Source organism: Agromyces sp. C10, assembly GCF_023217995.1.
Taxonomy (GTDB): Bacteria; Actinomycetota; Actinomycetes; order Actinomycetales; family Microbacteriaceae; genus Agromyces; species Agromyces indicus.
On sequence record NZ_JALPSX010000006.1, the window covers coordinates 121,289 to 136,673 of the forward strand.

A 15,385-nucleotide genomic window follows, 5' to 3' on the forward strand; every position below is an offset into this window, starting at 1 on the left:
CCCCCATCGTAGCGACGGATGGCTCACCACCGCCCGAGCGCGACCGACAGCACCGCGATCGCCGCGGGCCCGGCCGTCGAGGTGCGCAGGACCGAGTCGCCGAGCCGCACCGGTTCCGCGCCGGCGTCGACGAGCCGCGCGATCTCGGCGGGGTCCATGCCGCCCTCCGGTCCGACCACGAGCGCCAGGTCGCGACCGTCGTGACGGATGCCGGACAGCGGGGTCTCGGCGCCGGGCACGAGCAGCAGCATCCGCTCGCCCTGCAGCCGAGCCGGGAGCTCGCGCGTGGCGGCGACCGGCTCCACCACGGGGATGCGCGAGCGGATCGACTGCTTCACCGCCTCACGCACGATGGCGGCCCAGCGTGCGCGGCCCTTCTCGGCCTTCGGCCCCTCCCAGCGCGACACCGACCTCGTCGCCGTCCACGGCACGACCCGGTCGAGGCCGAGCTCGGTCGCCGCCTGCACCGCGAGCTCGTCGCGGTCGCCCTTCGCGAGCGCCTGCACGAGCGTCAGCCGCGGCGACGGCTCGGGGTCCTCGCGCACCTCGTCGACGACGAGCTCGAGCCGGCGCGACTCCGTCGCGGCGACCTCGCCCGTCACGATGCGTCCTCGACCGTCGCCGATCGAGACGCGCTCGCCCACCCGGACCCGCGCCACCGTCACCGCGTGGCGCGCCTCGTCGCCGTCGAGGACGACCGACGCACCCGGCGCGACCCCGGTCAGGTCGAGCGTCTCGTCGAGGTAGAGGCTGCTCATCGCGGCATCCGCCCCGCCGTCAGCCGAGGAACCGGTCGCGCAGCCGCGCGAACAGCCCCTGCTGGAAGTGACCGAGCTGCGGCGGCTGCGCCTTGCGGTGCTTGGCCAGCTGCTGCACGAGCTCGCGCTCCTTGTGGCTCAGCTTCGTCGGCGTCACGACGTGGACGGCGACCTTGAGGTCGCCGCGGCCGCCGCCGCGCAGGTGCGTGATGCCCCGGTCGCGCACCGTCAGGATCTCGCCCGACTGCACGCCCGCCTTCAGCTCGAGGTCGACGTCGCCGTCGAGCGCCTCCACCTTCGCGGTCGTTCCGAGGATGGCATCGGTCATCTGCACCTCGAGCGTGCACAGCAGGTCGTCGCCGTTGCGGCTGAACACCTCGTGGTTGCGCACCTTGATCTCGAGGTAGAGATCGCCGTTCGGCCCGCCGGCGGGGCCCGCCTCGCCCGAGCCGGGCATCTGCAGGCGCACGCCCGTGTCGACACCGGCCGGCACGTCGACGGGAACGGTGCGGCGAGCCCGGACGCGACCCTGACCCTGGCAGGTGGGGCACGGCGTGGCGATGATCGTGCCGTAGCCGCGGCACGAACCGCACGGGCTCGAGGTCATCACGTTGCCGAGGAGCGAACGCACCGCGCGCTGGATGTGCCCGGTGCCGCCGCAGATGTCGCAGGTGACCGGAGCCGTGCCGGGCTGGCAGCACGAGCCGTGGCACGTCTCGCAGGTGACCGCGGTGTCGACGTCGATCTCGCGGTGGGTGCCGAAGATCACGTCGTCGAGGCCCACCTCGAGCCGGATGAGCGCATCCTGGCCGCGCTCGCGGCGCGAGCGCGGGCCGCGCGTGGACTGCCCCGCCCCGAAGAACGTCTCGAAGATGTCGCCGAACCCGCCGAAGCCGGCCCCGTTGAAGCCGCCCTGGCCGCCGCCCAGGTCGTACTGCTGCCGCTGCCTCGGGTCGGAGAGCACGTCGTAGGCGTGCGTGACCTGCTTGAAGCGCTCGGATGCCTCGGTGCCCGGGTTGACGTCGGGGTGCAGCTCGCGGGCGAGCCGCCGGTAGGCCTTCTTGATCTCGTCGGGGGTGGCGTCGCGCGAGACGCCGAGGACCTCGTAATGGTCGGCCACGGAGGGCGTGTCCTTTCGGTTGCCGGTGACGGATGCCGCGCGGGGGCGGTCCGAACGGGGATCAGCTCTCGCCGAGGGTCCGGGAGAGGTAGCGAGCCACGGCGCGCACGGCGGCCATGCTCTGGGAGTAGTCCATGCGGGTGGGACCCACCACGCCGAGCCGCGACACGTCGCGCCCCGGCACGGCGAACGAGCTCGTGACCACCGAGGTCTCGCCGAGTCCGTACGGGGCGTTCTCGCGGCCGATGCGCACGGCGATGCCGTCGTCGGAGTGCATCTCGCCGAACAGCCGCAGGATCACGACCTGCTCCTCGATCGCCTCGATGACGCCGAGGATGTTGCCGGCGAAGTCCTGCTCGGTGCGCACGAGGTTCGCCGCGCCGGCGACGACCAGTCGGTCGCTGCGCGTCACGTTCGCCTGGTCGGCGAGCGTCGCGGCGAGCGTGCGGAGCACCTCGGCGTGGGCGCGGTCGGCCTGCTCGGTCTCGGCCGAGAGCGCGATCGCCGCCTCGGTCATGGTGAGCCCGGCGGCGACCTCGTTGAGCCGGTCGCGCAGTCGGTGCAGCGTCTCCTCGTCGACCGGGTGGTCGAGTTCGGCCAGCCGCTGCTCGACCTGGCCGGAGTCGGAGATGAGGATGCACAGCACCCGCGTCGGCGCCAGCGAGACGAGCTCGACGTGACGCACGCGCGCCCGTGCGAAGCTCGGGTACTGCACCACGGCGAGCTGCCGCGTGAGCTGCGCGACGAGCCGGACCGTGCGGGAGAGCAGCTCGTCGAGGTCGTTCGACTCGCCGAGGAACGTCTCGATCGCCTGCCGTTGCGCGGTCGAGAGCGGGCGGATGTCGGCGAGCTGGTCGACGAACACCCGGTAGCCCTTGTCGGTCGGGATGCGACCGGACGACGTGTGCGGCGCCGCGATCAGCTCCTCCTCCTCGAGGAGGGCCATGTCGTTGCGGATGGTCGCGGCCGAGACGCCGAAGTGATGGCGCTCGACGATCGTCTTCGAGCCGACCGGCTCGCGCGAGGCCACGTAGTCCTGGACGATGGCACGGAGGACGGCGAGACTGCGCTCGGAGACCATGGACCCTCGCTTCCCTCGACCGGTCGGGCGCATCGTGCGCTTAGCACTCGGTTCAGCTGACTGCTAATCATATCGCGTCATCCGGGGATGGCGCCGTTGCCGGCCCGCGTGCTGCCGCAGTAGCGTGTGCATCGCCGTCACCGGCGCGCGCCCGCTCGGCGCGGCCGGCGGGCATCCCCCGTCAAACCCGAAAGGCACCCCGCATGACCGATCCCAACACCCCGCAGCCGGCCGCCGCCGCGCCGCTCTCGCACGAGCAGGACGTCCAGTGGGCGTCGTTCGCCCACCTCGGCGGCATCCTCGGCATCCTGCCGTCGCTCATCATCTGGCTGGTCTTCAAGGACCGCGGCTCGTTCACGAACACCGAGGCGAAGGAGGCGCTGAACTTCCAGATCACGCTCACGATCGCCACGGTCGCCCTGTGGATCGTCGTGACCGTGCTCACGATCGTCACCTTCGGCATCGGGGCCGTCCTCGGCTTCCTCACCTACGTGCCGTGGATCCTCGGCGTCGTCTTCTCGATCATCGCCTTCCTGCAGGTGAAGGACGGTCGGCACTACCGTTACCCGTTCGCCCTGCGCCTCATCAAGTAGGCCCCGCACCGCCCCTCACGACGCGCCGGTCCGAGACCTCTCGACCGGCGCGTCGCCGTGTGCCAGCATGAAGAAACGCCTCGCGACACGGCGTGCGACCGACCAAGGAGCCAGCATCATGTCCGACGCACCACCTCCCACCCCGCCCACTCCGCCCAGCACGCCGCCGCCCGGCGGCAGCACGCCCCCGCCTCCTCCCGGAGGCAGCACGCCTCCCCCGCCGCCCGGCGGTCCGACCCCGCCGCCCGCGGGCGGCCCGGGCTACGGCGCCGCGACACAGGAGATGAGCCCGCCCGACCAGCGTCTCTGGGCCACGCTGATCCACATCGGCGGCATCCTCTTCGGGTTCCTGCCGCCGCTCATCGGCTACCTGGTGCTGAAGGACCGCGGCGCATTCATCCGCGCGCACTCGGCCACCGCGCTGAACTTCCAGATCACGCTGCTCATCGCGTACGTCGTCGGCTGGGTCCTCGCGTTCGTGCTGATCGGCTTCCTGATCCTGTTCGCCGCGTGGGTCGCCGCGATCGTGTTCGGCATCATCGCCGCCATGAAGGCGAACCAGGGCCAGCCCTACGTCTACCCGATCGCGATCAAGTTCGTGAGCTAGGTCTCGAGACGCGCTTCGCGCACCTCGATCACCGGAGACAGCAGGCGCCGCACGACGGCGTCGGCCAGCAGACGCCCTCGCCGGGTGAGCGTGAGCCGCCCGGCGAGGGCGTCCTTCGCGTCCACGAGTCCGTCGGCGATGAGCGCGGCGACCTCGCGGCGACCGCCGGCACCCAGCGATGCGAGCTCGAGCCCGTCGCGGATCCGGGTGCCGAGCAGCACGCGCTCGGTCTCACGCGCCGCCGCGTCGAGCGTCTCGCGCCCCACCGCCGGCGACACGCCCGCCGCCAGGCGCTCGGCGTACGCCGCCGGATGCTTCGCATTCCACCACCGGACGCCGCCGACGTGGCTGTGGGCGCCGGGGCCGACGCCCCACCAGTCGTCGCCGCGCCAGTACCCGAGGTTGTGGCGGGAGCGGTGCGCGGCATCCGTCGCCCAGTTCGACACCTCGTACCACTCGTACCCGGCCGCGGCGAACCGCTCGTCGGCCAGCTCGTACATGTCGGCGGTGAGGTCGTCATCGATCGCCGGCAGCTCGCCGCGACGCAGCTGCCGGGCGAGCTTCGTGCCGTCCTCGACGATGAGCGCGTAGGCGCTGACGTGGTCGGGTCGCTCGGCGAGCACCGACTCGACGCTCGTGCGCCAGTCGTCGAGCGACTCCCCCGGCGTGCCGTAGATGAGGTCGAGGCTCACGTCGAGCCCGGCGTCGCGCGCCCAGCCGACGACGAGCGGTACGCGAGCGGGGTCGTGCGTGCGGTCGAGCGCGGCGAGCACGTGCGGCACGGCGGACTGCATGCCGAATGAGACGCGGGTGAACCCGCCCTCGGCGAGGCGCTGCAGGTCCTGCGGTCCCACCGAGTCCGGATTGGCCTCGGTGGTCACCTCGGCGCCGCTCGCGAGGCCGAACTCGTCGCGGATGCCGCGCAACATGCGCACCAGATCGGTCGCAGGCAGCATCGTGGGCGTGCCGCCGCCGAAGAACACCGTCTGGGCGGGTCGGTCCGGTGCACCGGATGCCGCGAGCACGCGACCCGCGAGCCGGATCTCGTCGACGGCCTGGTCGGCGTACTGCGCCTGGCTGACGCCGCGCAGCTCCCCCGCCGTGTACGTGTTGAAGTCGCAGTAGCCGCAGCGCACCCGGCAGAACGGCACGTGGACGTACACGCCGAACGCGCGCGTCGCGGCATCCGTCACCGCCGTCGCGGGTAGCAGGCCGTCAGCGGGAGCGGGATCGGCGATCGGGAGCGGACCGGCCACGTCAGGTGTACGCGGGGTGCAGTGCGCGGAGCTCGGCGCGGGTGAGCTCACGCCGGCGACGACGCACGAGGGGCGCGAGCAGGCAGTGGATGCCGCCCCTGGGCTCGAGCGCCGAGCGGATGGTGAGCCACACGCTGTCGTCGTCGCGGTGCTCGAGGACGAACGCCTCCTCGCCGTGCTCGGGCGACTCTCCGGTGGTGCCGTAGGCGAAGCCGATGCGGCCCGGCTCGTCGACCACGTAGACCACGAGCACCGGCACCACGCGGGTGCGGAACCGCTCCCGGCGACGGAGCACCGCGGTCATGCCCGCCGACACGAACGGCGTGCCGTCGGCGGCGAAGCGCTGCTCGGCCCGCGCGGTCGGCTGCTCCGCCAGGGGCGAGCCGTCGGCGTCGTACGCGATGCCCGTGTACTGCGCGCCCGTGCCCGGGGCGACCTCGGCCACCTCGAACCCGGCGCCCTTCTGGACGCCCCAGGTCATGAGCTCCTCGGCGGCGCGGTCGAAGCGCTCGCGGCCGGAACCGAGCTTCACCGAGTCCTCGGCCGGGCGGAACCCGGCGGGCGGGTACCGCAGCAGGTCGGGATCGAGCGTGGCGCCGATCGCGCCGTAGGTCACCGACTGGTCGGTGAACGTGCTGCGTCGAGTCATCCGTCGATTCTACGAAACCGCGCCTGAGCGCTACTTCTTCGCGTCCTTCTTCTCGGTCTCGCCCGAGAGCGCGGCGATGAACGCCTCCTGGGGAACCTCGACGCGGCCGACCATCTTCATGCGCTTCTTGCCCTCCTTCTGCTTCTCGAGGAGCTTGCGCTTGCGGGTGATGTCACCGCCGTAGCACTTGGCGAGCACGTCCTTGCGGATGGCGCGGATCGACTCGCGCGCGATGATGCGGGCGCCGATCGCCGCCTGGATCGGCACCTCGAACTGCTGCCGCGGGATCAGCTCGCGCAGGCGACCGGTCATGAGCACGCCGTACGCGTACGCCTTGTCGCGGTGCACGATCGCGCTGAACGCGTCGACCTGCTCGCCCTGGAGCAGGATGTCGACCTTCACGAGGTCGGCCGCCTGGTCGCCTGCGGGCTCGTAGTCGAGCGACGCGTAGCCGGCGGTCTTCGACTTGAGGTTGTCGAAGAAGTCGAAGACGATCTCGCCGAGCGGCATGTTGTAGCGGATCTCGACCCGGTCCTCGCCGAGGTACTCCATGCCGAGCAGCGTGCCGCGACGCGACTGGCAGAGCTCCATGATCGTGCCGACGTAGTCCTTCGGCGCGAGGATCGCAGCCTTCACGATGGGCTCCCGCACCTCGGCGATCTTGCCGCCCGTCGGGAACTCGCTCGGGTTGGTGACCGTGACGGTCTTCTTGTCCTCGGTCGTGACCTCGTAGACCACGGACGGCGCGGTCGCGATGATGTCGAGGTCGAACTCGCGACGCAGCCGCTCGGTGACGATCTCGAGGTGCAGCAGCCCGAGGAACCCGCAGCGGAAGCCGAAGCCGAGCGCCACCGACGTCTCGGGCTCGTAGACGAGCGCGGCATCCGACAGCTTGAGCTTGTCGAGCGCCTCGCGGAGCTCGGGGTAGTCGCTGCCGTCGATCGGGTACAGGCCCGAGAAGACCATGGGCAGCGGCTCGGTGTAGCCCGCGAGCGGTTCGGCGGCCGGCTTCGACGCGGTCGTGACGGTGTCGCCGACCTTCGACTGCCGCACGTCCTTCACGCCCGTGATGAGGTAGCCCACCTCGCCGACGCCGAGGCCCTTGGTGGGCGTCGGCTCGGGCGCGCTCACGCCGATCTCGAGGATCTCGTGCGTCGCCCTGGTCGACATCATCTGGATGCGCTCGCGCGGGTTCAGCTTGCCGTCGACCATGCGGACGTAGGTGACGACGCCGCGGTAGCTGTCGTAGACGGAGTCGAAGATCATCGCCCGCGCCGGGGCATCCGCGTCGCCCACCGGGGCGGGGATGCGCTCGACGACGCGGTCGAGCAGGTCCTCGACGCCCATGCCGGTCTTGCCGGACACGCGGAGCACGTCGTCGGGCGAGCCGCCGATGAGGTCGGCGAGCTCGCGCGCGTACTTCTCGGGCTCGGCGGCCGGGAGGTCGATCTTGTTCAGGACCGGGATGATCTCGAGGTCGTTCTCGAGCGCGAGGTACAGGTTCGCGAGCGTCTGCGCCTCGATGCCCTGCGCCGCGTCGACGAGCAGGATCGCGCCCTCGCACGCCGCGAGCGAACGCGAGACCTCGTAGCTGAAGTCGACGTGCCCGGGCGTGTCGATCATGTTCAGCGCGTACGCGGTGCCCGACAGCTCCCATGGCATGCGCACGGCCTGGCTCTTGATGGTGATGCCGCGCTCGCGCTCGATGTCCATGCGGTCGAGGTACTGCGCACGCATGTCGCGGTCGGCGACCACGCCCGTGATCTGCAGCATGCGGTCGGCCAGCGTCGACTTGCCGTGGTCGATGTGCGCGATGATGCAGAAGTTGCGGATCAGCGCGGGATCGGTGGCGGCGGGCACCGGGGGGTCAGCGGCTCTCGGAGACATCCCGACGATTCTCCCATGCGGGCGATCCCACTTTCGACGGATGCCGCTCCGGGGCCCCGGGACTACGCTGAATCGCACCATGACCGTGCTCGATGCCCCACTCGTCGGACGGGTGCAGCCGTCGGCGCTCCGTCCCGTGTTCACGTCGCTCCGCGTGGGCCTGCACGTCCTCGTGGTCGGCCTCACGCTCTTCGTCGTCGCCCGTGCAGTGATCACCGGCGGCGAGCAGCGGGTGGCGATCGCCATCCTCTCGATCGCCTTCATCGGCACCTACGCCGTCGGCGTCGTCACCGCCCACCAGGTCGTCACGCCGTGGATGCGCGCGGCCTGGCTCGTCATGCTGCTGGGGCTGTGGCTCGGGCTGGGTGCGCTCACCCCGGACGCCGCGTTCCTGGCGTTCCCGCTCTTCTTCCTCGAACTCCACGTGCTGCCCGCGCGCTACGCGGTGCCGCTCGTCGCCGTGACCTTCCTGCTCAGCGTGTGGAGCACGACCTCCCACCTCGGATTCGAGGTGGGCAGCATCCTCGGGCCGTTCATCTCCGCGGGCGTCGCCGTGATCATCGGACTCGGGTACCGGGCCATGGCGGTGGAGTCGCGCGAGCGCCAGTCGCTCATCCTCGACCTGCTCGCCACGCGCGAGGAGCTCGCCGCGGCCAGCCGCGAGGCGGGCACGCTCGCCGAACGCGAGCGGATCGCGCGCGAGATCCACGACACGGTGGCCCAGGGCCTCTCCTCGATCCAGATGCTGCTGCACGCCGCCGAGCGCGACGTGCACGACAGCGCCGTGCGCGACAAGCTCCGGCTCGCCCGCGAGACCGCCGCCGACAACCTGCAGGAGACGCGGCGCTTCATCCGGGAGCTCACGCCGCCCGCCCTCGACGAGCAGACGCTGCCGGCAGCGCTCCGCCGGCTCGCCGAGGCCACCAACGAGCAGGCAGCCCAGTCGGGGTCGCGCACCCGGGTCTCGTTCTCGCTGAGCGGCCACCCGGTGGCCCTCCCCATGTCGATCGAGGCGACCCTGCTGCGCATCGCCCAGGGCTCGCTCTCCAACGTCGTCAAGCACGCGGATGCCGCCAGGGCCGAGCTCACGCTCAGCTACCTCGGCGACGAGGTCGCGCTCGACGTCGTCGACAACGGCATCGGCTTCGACCCGGCCGGACTGGAACCCGAGGGCTCCGCCGGCGCCTCGTTCGGGCTGCGCGCCATCCGGCAGCGGGCCGAGGCGCTCGGCGGCTCGGCCGACGTCGAGTCCTCTCCCGGCGGCGGCACGGCGCTGTCGGTGCGCATCCCGGCGGTGACGGCATGATCCGGCTCGTCCTGAGCGACGACCATCCCGTCGTCCGAGCGGGCATGCGCGCGCTGCTCGAGGCCGAACCCGACCTGCACGTCGTCGCCGAGGCGTCCACGGCCGAGGAGGCGGTCTCGCTCGCGACGACGCCGGGCGTCGACCTCGTGCTCATGGACCTGCAGTTCCCCGGGCGGCTGCAGGGCGTCGACGCCACCCGGCGGATCCGCGCCACTCCCGGCGCACCCCGTGTGCTCGTGCTCACGAACTACGACACCGACGCCGACATCCTCGGCGCGATCGAAGCCGGCGCGAGCGGCTACCTGCTGAAGGACGCCCCGCCCGGCGAGCTCGTCGCCGCCATCCGTGCCGCCGCCGCCGGCGAGTCGGCGCTCGCGCCGGCGGTGGCCTCGCGGCTCGACGCGTCGCAGCGCAGCGCCGACCAGCGGCTCACCGTACGGGAGGCGGAGGTGCTCGCGCTGGTCGCGGCGGGCAGCACGAACCGCGAGATCGGCCAGGCGCTCTTCCTCAGCGAGGCGACCGTGAAGTCGCACCTCGTGCACATCTTCACCAAGCTCGGCGTGGGTTCGCGCACCGCCGCCGTCGCGAAGGCGCGCGAACTCGGCGCGATCCGGGCGGGCTGACGGATGCCGCGCGCCCGCGTCGTCCTTGTCCACGGCATCCGCACGTCGGCGACGATGTGGCGCGGGCAGGTCGCGCGCCTCGCGCGCCACGACATCGAGGTGGTCCCCGTCGACCTGCCGGGCCACGGCGCGCGGCTCGACCAGGCGTTCACGCTGGACGACGCGATGCGCGCGATCGACGAGGCGCTCGCCGACGCCGACCCGCGGTCGCCGCGCCTGCTCGTGGGGCTGAGCCTCGGCGGCTATCTCGCGATCGAGTACGCGGCGCGGCATCCGCACCGGCTCGACGGGCTCGTGGCCGCGTCCTGCGGCACCCGGCCCCGCGGTGCCGGGTTGCGGGGGTACCTGGCGCTGGCCGCCGTGATCCGGCGGCTGCCCGACCGCGGCCGATGGCTGAACGACACCATGGCGCGGCTGTTCCTGCCGCCGGCCGCGGTCGAGGACGTCGTCGCGGGCGGTGTGGCCCTCGACGTCATGCAGCCGGCGATCGGGGCGGTCGCCGAGCTCGACATCGAGGCGTCGATCGCTGCCGTCGAGGTGCCGATCTGGTTCGTGAACGGGAGGTACGACCACTTCCGGATCGAGGAGCGACGCTTGCTTCGCGCCGCCCGCGATGGACGCCTGATCCACGTCGAGGGGGCGACGCACCTCGTGAGCCTCGTGCGACCGGCGGAGTTCACCGCGACGATCCTCGGCATCGTGGCGGAGCTCGAGCTGCGCGCCGCTCGGCGGGACACATCGCACGCGACCTCCTGACGGCCGCGCGCTTTGGCGTCGTGCCGGGCGAACTGGTATCGTTGCCTGTTGGCTTGCGTGTGGGTCCCACCCCGCACGATGCGCCGCGACGGCCCCTCTACCGATTGCGGCAACTCCGGTACCCGCAGAACACACGAAAGACGAACCACGTGGCAAACATCAAGTCGCAGATCAAGCGCATCCGCACCAACCTGAAGGCGCAGGAGCGCAACAAGGCTGTGAAGAGCGAGCTCAAGACCGTCATCACCGCGACCCGCAAGGCCATCGCCGAGGGCGACAAGGAGAAGGCCACCGCGGCCCTCCGCGTCGCGACCCGCAAGCTCGACAAGGCCGTGAGCAAGGGCGTCATCCACAAGAACCAGGCCGCGAACCGCAAGTCGGCCATCGCGAAGCAGGTCGCCGCGCTCTGAGCGACCGCCGCACTCGACCGAAGGGCCCCCACCGGAGACGGTGCGGGGCCCTTCGGCGTTCCAGGGCGCGACGGGCCTCACCAGGGCGTGTGCGTGTACCCGTGACGGGCGTCGTCAGGCGAGAGCGCGCCCGCGGGCGCTGATCACGCCGACGAGACGCTCCAGCGCGAACACCGGGTCGCGCTCGGCACCCTTCACGGCGGCATCCGCAGCGGCGAGGGCCTCGATGGCCGCGCCCAGGCCCTCGTCATCCCAGCCCTGGAGGTCGCGGCGCGCCCGGTCGATCTGCCACGGCGCGAGCCCCAGCGAGGAGGCCGCCGCGCCGCGCGCGCCGGCGACCTTGGCCATCGTGCGGATCTTCATGGCGAACGCGGCGACGATCGGGACCGGGTCGGCGCCCGAGTCGAGCGCGTGCCGCAGGGCGATGATCGCGTCGCCGTGACGCCCCGCGATGGCCGAGTCCGCGACCGTGAACGCGGTGGTCTCGACGCGGCCGCCGTAGTACTTGGCGACCGTGGCCTCGTCGACGTCGCCGGGCACATCGGCGATGAGCTGCCGGCAGGCCGCGGCGAGCTCCCCGAGGTCGTCGCTGAACGCCGCGACGAGCGCGCGCAAGGCGGCCGGTGCGATCCTGCGGCCCGCGAGCTTGAACTCGGCCGCCGCGAAGTCCTGCTTGTCGGCGTCGCGCTTGAGCTCGGCGCAGACGATCTCGATGCCGCCGCCGGTGCCGGCTCGGATGGCGTCGAGGAGCTTCTTGCCCCGGGTGCCGCTGCGGTGCCGCAGCACGACGACGGTGCCCTCGGCGGGCGCCTCGAGGTACTCGAGCGCGTCGACGAGGAAGTCGTCGGTCGAGCGCTCGACTGCGGCCACGCGGATCAGCCGGGGCTCGCCGAAGAGCGAGGGGCTGGCGAGCGTGAGCAGTTCGCCGCGTCGATAGCCGTCGGCTTCGAGGTCGCTGACCTCGAGCGCCGGGTCCTCGTCGCGGAGGGCGTCGCGCAGCATCGCCACGGCCCGTTCGGCGAGTACATCCTCTCCGCCCGAGACCAGGACCACCGGCGACGGTCGAACGGCGCTCCAGGCGAGTTGCGGAATCGCCGCCTTGGACCTCGCCGTGCCTCCGCGTGCCGCCACGTGCGCTCCCTCCGATGTGCCGCACCAGTCTACGGATCACCACCGACCTGATCCGCACGCTCGGTCCACACGGCGAACCTGCCCTCGATCGCCACGAGCGCCGCGGTGCCCGACCGATCGCTTCGGATCACGTGGGTCCCGGCCTCGTCGAGCAGGTCCAGGAGCGAATCGGTCGGGTGCCCGTACCCGTTGTCGGCGCCGACGCCGACGAGGCCGACCGGGGCCCGCAGTTGGCGGTAGAGCTCGCTGCTCTGGTCGGCGCTGCCGTGGTGGGCGACCTTCACGAGGTCGGCCGAGCCGATCGGATGGTCGCGGCGCAGCCGCTCCTGCGCCGTCTCTCCGAGGTCGCCGAGGAAGACGGCCCGGTACCGCGCTGTGCGCAGGTCGATCACCACGCTCGCATCGTTGCCGGGCTCGGTGCGCGGCGGAGGCCACAGCACCCGCCAGTGGGCCCGCCCGAGTGCACCGGAGGCGCCCGCGCCGACCTCGACCGCCTCCGCCCCGCCGCGGACGAGCGGCTCGAGCGCCCGGCTCGACCTGGCCCCGTCGAGCGGGCCGTGCAGGACGACGTCGACCCGACCGGCGATCGCCTCGACGCCGCCCGCGTGATCCGCATCCCAGTGCGTGATGACCGCCAGGTCGAGGCGGTCGATGCCGGTCAGGTCGAGGCAGCGGGCGAGCGCCGCCGGTTCCGCACCGGCATCGACCAGCATGACCGCATCGCGATCGCGGACGAGCACGGCATCGCCCTGGCCGACGTCGCACTGCACCAGTTCCCAGTCAGCGGGGAGCACCGCTCGCGCGACCGCGGGCCGACCGCCCGCCGCTCCGAGCGGGAGCGCGACCGACACGATCAGGATCACTGCGGCCACCGTCCGCACCCGGGTACCGGCACGGATGGCCACGACCACCCCGGCCGCCACCCCGACCGCGCACAGCGCTGCGCCCGGCGCATCGGGCAACCACGGCAGGGAGGTGACCGGGAGCCGATCGACGCCATGCGCGAGCAGCGCGATCCACGTCGCAGGCAGCCACGCGACCTGCAGCGCCGCGAAGCCGACGGAGGGCAGGACGGGGAGGATGAGGCATCCGACGAGCCCGGCGACCGTCGCGACGGGAGCTGCGGGCGCGGCGAGGAGGTTCGCGGGCACGCCGTAGACCGGCATGGACGGTTCGAGCAGGATCAGCACCGGCTGGCACGCCAGCTGCGCGGCGAGCGGAATCGCGATCATCACGGCGACCGGCCGCGGCATCCAGCGCGACAGTCGCGCACCGAGCGGTCCGGAGAGCAGGATGAGTCCTCCGGTGGCGCACACGGACAGAGCGAAGCCGAAGTCGCGGGCGTACCAGGGGTCGATCGCCAAGAGGACCACCGCGGCCACGGCGAGGGCCGACGCTCCTCCGCCGGACCGGCCCACGCCCAGCGCGACCAGCACGACGACCGCCATGACCGCGGCGCGCACGACGCTGGACTCGGGCGTCACGAGCAGGACGAACCCCGCGAGCGCGGCCAACGCGATCCCGATCCGCAGCGGACGCGGCGCGCCCGCCCGCCCGGCCGCCCAGAACACCGCCGCGGTGACGATCGCGCAGTTCGCTCCCGAGACGGCCGTGAGGTGGGTCAGCGAGGCGACGGTCATGGCCTCCCGGAGCTCGTCGGAGACGGCCGACGTGTCGCCGATGGCGAGCCCCGGCACGAGGGCACCGCCGTCGCCGCCCAGTCGATCGGCGGCGTCCGCGAGGCCCGCCCGGAGCGGATGGGTCCACCCGACGAGGAACGGCGCCCCGCCCGACTCGAGGAGCTCGCCGCGCAACCGGAAGGCCTCGCGGTCCGCGGCGGGCAGGGCGGTCGCCCGGACCCGGACGAGGTGCGTCGTGCCGAAGCCCGGCACGGACGGGGACCCCGACACCACCGCTTCGACGCGAACGGGCCGGTGCGACCGCCCGTCCACCGCGGTCACCGTCGCGGGTGCCCGCCAACTGCTCGAGCCCTCCTCCCATGGCGCCGGAACGGACGGGCGAGCCGCCGACTCCAGGCGCATCTCGACCTCGACCCAGGTGCGCGACGCCGCAGCCTCGGCCAGCGTGCCCGTCTCGCGCCCAGCCAGCGCGATGCCGGCGGAGGTCGCGGCGACCCCCGCGCACGCGGCCGCGAGGGCGATATGGGTCGACCATCGATGCGCGAGACGGCGCACCCGCGCGCGCTGCCCCGGCCACTCCCCCGACCGACCCGATGTCTCCGGCCGCCAGAACCGGCGTCGTCGCTCGGCGATGATCGCCTCGGCGAGCACGAGCCCGGCGAGGAGCCAGCACAGGACCGGCAGGCACCACGCCGGGATCCCTTCGTCCGGCACCCCCGTCGCCAGCCAAGCGGCCGCCCACGCGGCGATCGCGGCGGGCAGGAGGCGCAGGTCGTGGCGGCGCACTCAGAGCGTCACGAGGTCGGCGAGACCGGAGTAGACCGCATCGCCGATGCCGGCGACGTCGAGGAGTTGCGAGACATCCGTGAACGGGCCGTTCGCCTCGCGCCAGTCGATGATGCGCTGGGCGAGCGCGGGACCGATGCGGGGAAGCGTGTCGAGAGCGGCGACGTCGGCCTGGTTGAGGCTCACCCGCCCATCCCCGGCCGCCGCGCCACCGGATGCCGCGGCGGCGGGTTCGGCCCCGAGGACCGGTACCACGAGCTGCTCGCCGTCGACGAGCGCGCGGGCGAGGTTGACCCCGCCCGGGTCGGCGTCCGGCGCCAGTCCGCCCGCTGCCCCCACGGCGTCGACGACGCGCGCACCCGGCGCGAGCTCGACGATGCCCGGCCGGGCGACCGCGCCGAGGACGTGCACGAGGAGCGTGGGCGTCGCGGCCGCCGGGTTCGCCGTGCCCGAGGCGGCGGGATCCACCGCGCCGACGCCGTCGATCGTCACGCCCGGCGCGCCGACCTCGCCCTGCATGCCGCCGCCGCCGGAGGCGAACGCGGCGAACGCCGAGACGGCGACGGAGGCGACGAAGACCACGACCGCCGCGCCGACCGCGATGCGTCGCCGGGGCCCGACGCGTGCTGCGTCGAGCGCGGTCAGCGGGTCGACGTCGGCGCTCGACTCGACCGGGTCGGATTCGATGGGCTCACGCACGGGCATGCGGGCACGCTAGCCGCGCCGCCACGACCGTCGGCAGCGAACCCGCGTCACGTACGACGAACCGGAGCCGGCCCCGC

At 72.8% G+C, this 15,385-nt stretch carries 15 protein-coding genes; 6 read left to right on the forward strand and 9 right to left on the reverse strand.

What is annotated here, in order from left to right; translation table 11 throughout:
• Nucleotides 1–23 precede the first annotated feature (23 nt).
• From M1L56_RS08545 to hrcA, 3 genes are all read right to left on the reverse strand, one after another.
• Complete coding sequence (locus M1L56_RS08545; protein ID WP_248598894.1) at nucleotides 24–758, reverse strand: 16S rRNA (uracil(1498)-N(3))-methyltransferase; 735 nt, start codon at nucleotides 756–758, stop codon at nucleotides 24–26.
• A 19-nt stretch (nucleotides 759–777) separates the two neighbouring features.
• Complete coding sequence (gene dnaJ, locus M1L56_RS08550; protein WP_248598895.1) at nucleotides 778–1,878, reverse strand: molecular chaperone DnaJ; 1,101 nt, start codon at nucleotides 1,876–1,878, stop codon at nucleotides 778–780.
• A 61-nt stretch (nucleotides 1,879–1,939) separates the two neighbouring features.
• Nucleotides 1,940–2,959, reverse strand: a complete 1,020-nt coding sequence (hrcA, locus tag M1L56_RS08555) for a heat-inducible transcriptional repressor HrcA (protein WP_248598896.1) — start codon at nucleotides 2,957–2,959, stop codon at nucleotides 1,940–1,942.
• Nucleotides 2,960–3,162: 203 nt separating this feature from the next.
• Between hrcA and M1L56_RS08560 the strand changes: the two genes are divergently transcribed.
• Nucleotides 3,163–3,552: a DUF4870 domain-containing protein gene (locus M1L56_RS08560; RefSeq protein ID WP_248598897.1), complete on the forward strand. Its 390-nt coding sequence runs from the start codon at nucleotides 3,163–3,165 to the stop codon at nucleotides 3,550–3,552.
• Nucleotides 3,553–3,835: 283 nt separating this feature from the next.
• Nucleotides 3,836–4,159: a DUF4870 domain-containing protein gene (locus M1L56_RS08565; RefSeq protein WP_067945406.1), complete on the forward strand. Its 324-nt coding sequence runs from the start codon at nucleotides 3,836–3,838 to the stop codon at nucleotides 4,157–4,159.
• On the opposite strand, the gene hemW is transcribed toward M1L56_RS08565, so the two are convergent.
• The 3 genes from hemW to lepA are packed head-to-tail and all read right to left on the reverse strand — an operon-like array spanning nucleotide 4,156 to nucleotide 7,951.
• Nucleotides 4,156–5,415, reverse strand: a complete 1,260-nt coding sequence (hemW, locus tag M1L56_RS08570) for a radical SAM family heme chaperone HemW (protein WP_248598898.1) — start codon at nucleotides 5,413–5,415, stop codon at nucleotides 4,156–4,158. The two genes, M1L56_RS08565 and hemW, sit on opposite strands and share 4 nt — an antisense overlap.
• A 1-nt stretch (nucleotide 5,416) precedes the next feature.
• Nucleotides 5,417–6,064 (reverse strand): DUF1990 family protein, encoded by a 648-nt coding sequence (locus M1L56_RS08575; RefSeq protein ID WP_248598899.1) that lies wholly within the window; start codon nucleotides 6,062–6,064, stop codon nucleotides 5,417–5,419.
• A gap of 30 nt (nucleotides 6,065–6,094) precedes the next feature.
• Nucleotides 6,095–7,951, reverse strand: a complete 1,857-nt coding sequence (gene lepA, locus M1L56_RS08580) for a translation elongation factor 4 (protein ID WP_067945400.1) — start codon at nucleotides 7,949–7,951, stop codon at nucleotides 6,095–6,097.
• A gap of 79 nt (nucleotides 7,952–8,030) precedes the next feature.
• On the opposite strand from lepA, the gene M1L56_RS08585 reads away from it, so the two are divergent.
• The 4 genes from M1L56_RS08585 (at nucleotide 8,031) to rpsT (ending at nucleotide 11,046) form a co-directional block, all read left to right on the forward strand.
• The gene (locus M1L56_RS08585; protein ID WP_082846896.1) at nucleotides 8,031–9,257 is read left to right on the forward strand and encodes a sensor histidine kinase; all 1,227 of its coding nucleotides are present in this window, start codon (nucleotides 8,031–8,033) and stop codon (nucleotides 9,255–9,257) included.
• Complete coding sequence (locus M1L56_RS08590) at nucleotides 9,254–9,880, forward strand: response regulator transcription factor (RefSeq protein ID WP_248598900.1); 627 nt, start codon at nucleotides 9,254–9,256, stop codon at nucleotides 9,878–9,880. The genes M1L56_RS08585 and M1L56_RS08590 overlap by 4 nt, the downstream gene beginning before the upstream one ends.
• Before the next feature lie 3 nt (nucleotides 9,881–9,883).
• Entirely contained in the window at nucleotides 9,884–10,636 is a 753-nt protein-coding gene (locus M1L56_RS08595) for an alpha/beta fold hydrolase (RefSeq protein ID WP_248598901.1), read from the forward strand.
• Nucleotides 10,637–10,785: 149 nt separating this feature from the next.
• The gene (gene rpsT, locus M1L56_RS08600; protein WP_067945396.1) at nucleotides 10,786–11,046 is read left to right on the forward strand and encodes a 30S ribosomal protein S20; all 261 of its coding nucleotides are present in this window, start codon (nucleotides 10,786–10,788) and stop codon (nucleotides 11,044–11,046) included.
• A gap of 114 nt (nucleotides 11,047–11,160) precedes the next feature.
• Here rpsT and holA read toward each other — a convergent pair whose 3' ends face one another.
• Genes holA through M1L56_RS08615 form a run of 3 tightly spaced genes read right to left on the reverse strand, consistent with a single transcriptional unit; the run spans nucleotide 11,161 to nucleotide 15,308 of the window.
• Complete coding sequence (gene holA / locus M1L56_RS08605; protein WP_248598902.1) at nucleotides 11,161–12,177, reverse strand: DNA polymerase III subunit delta; 1,017 nt, start codon at nucleotides 12,175–12,177, stop codon at nucleotides 11,161–11,163.
• Between the two features lie 29 nt (nucleotides 12,178–12,206).
• Nucleotides 12,207–14,603, reverse strand: a complete 2,397-nt coding sequence (locus M1L56_RS08610; protein WP_248598903.1) for a ComEC/Rec2 family competence protein — start codon at nucleotides 14,601–14,603, stop codon at nucleotides 12,207–12,209.
• Nucleotides 14,604–15,308 carry a ComEA family DNA-binding protein gene (locus tag M1L56_RS08615; RefSeq protein WP_248598904.1) on the reverse strand — a complete coding sequence of 235 codons (705 nt, stop codon included), beginning with the start codon at nucleotides 15,306–15,308 and terminating at the stop codon, nucleotides 14,604–14,606.
• Nucleotides 15,309–15,385: the final 77 nt, after the last annotated feature.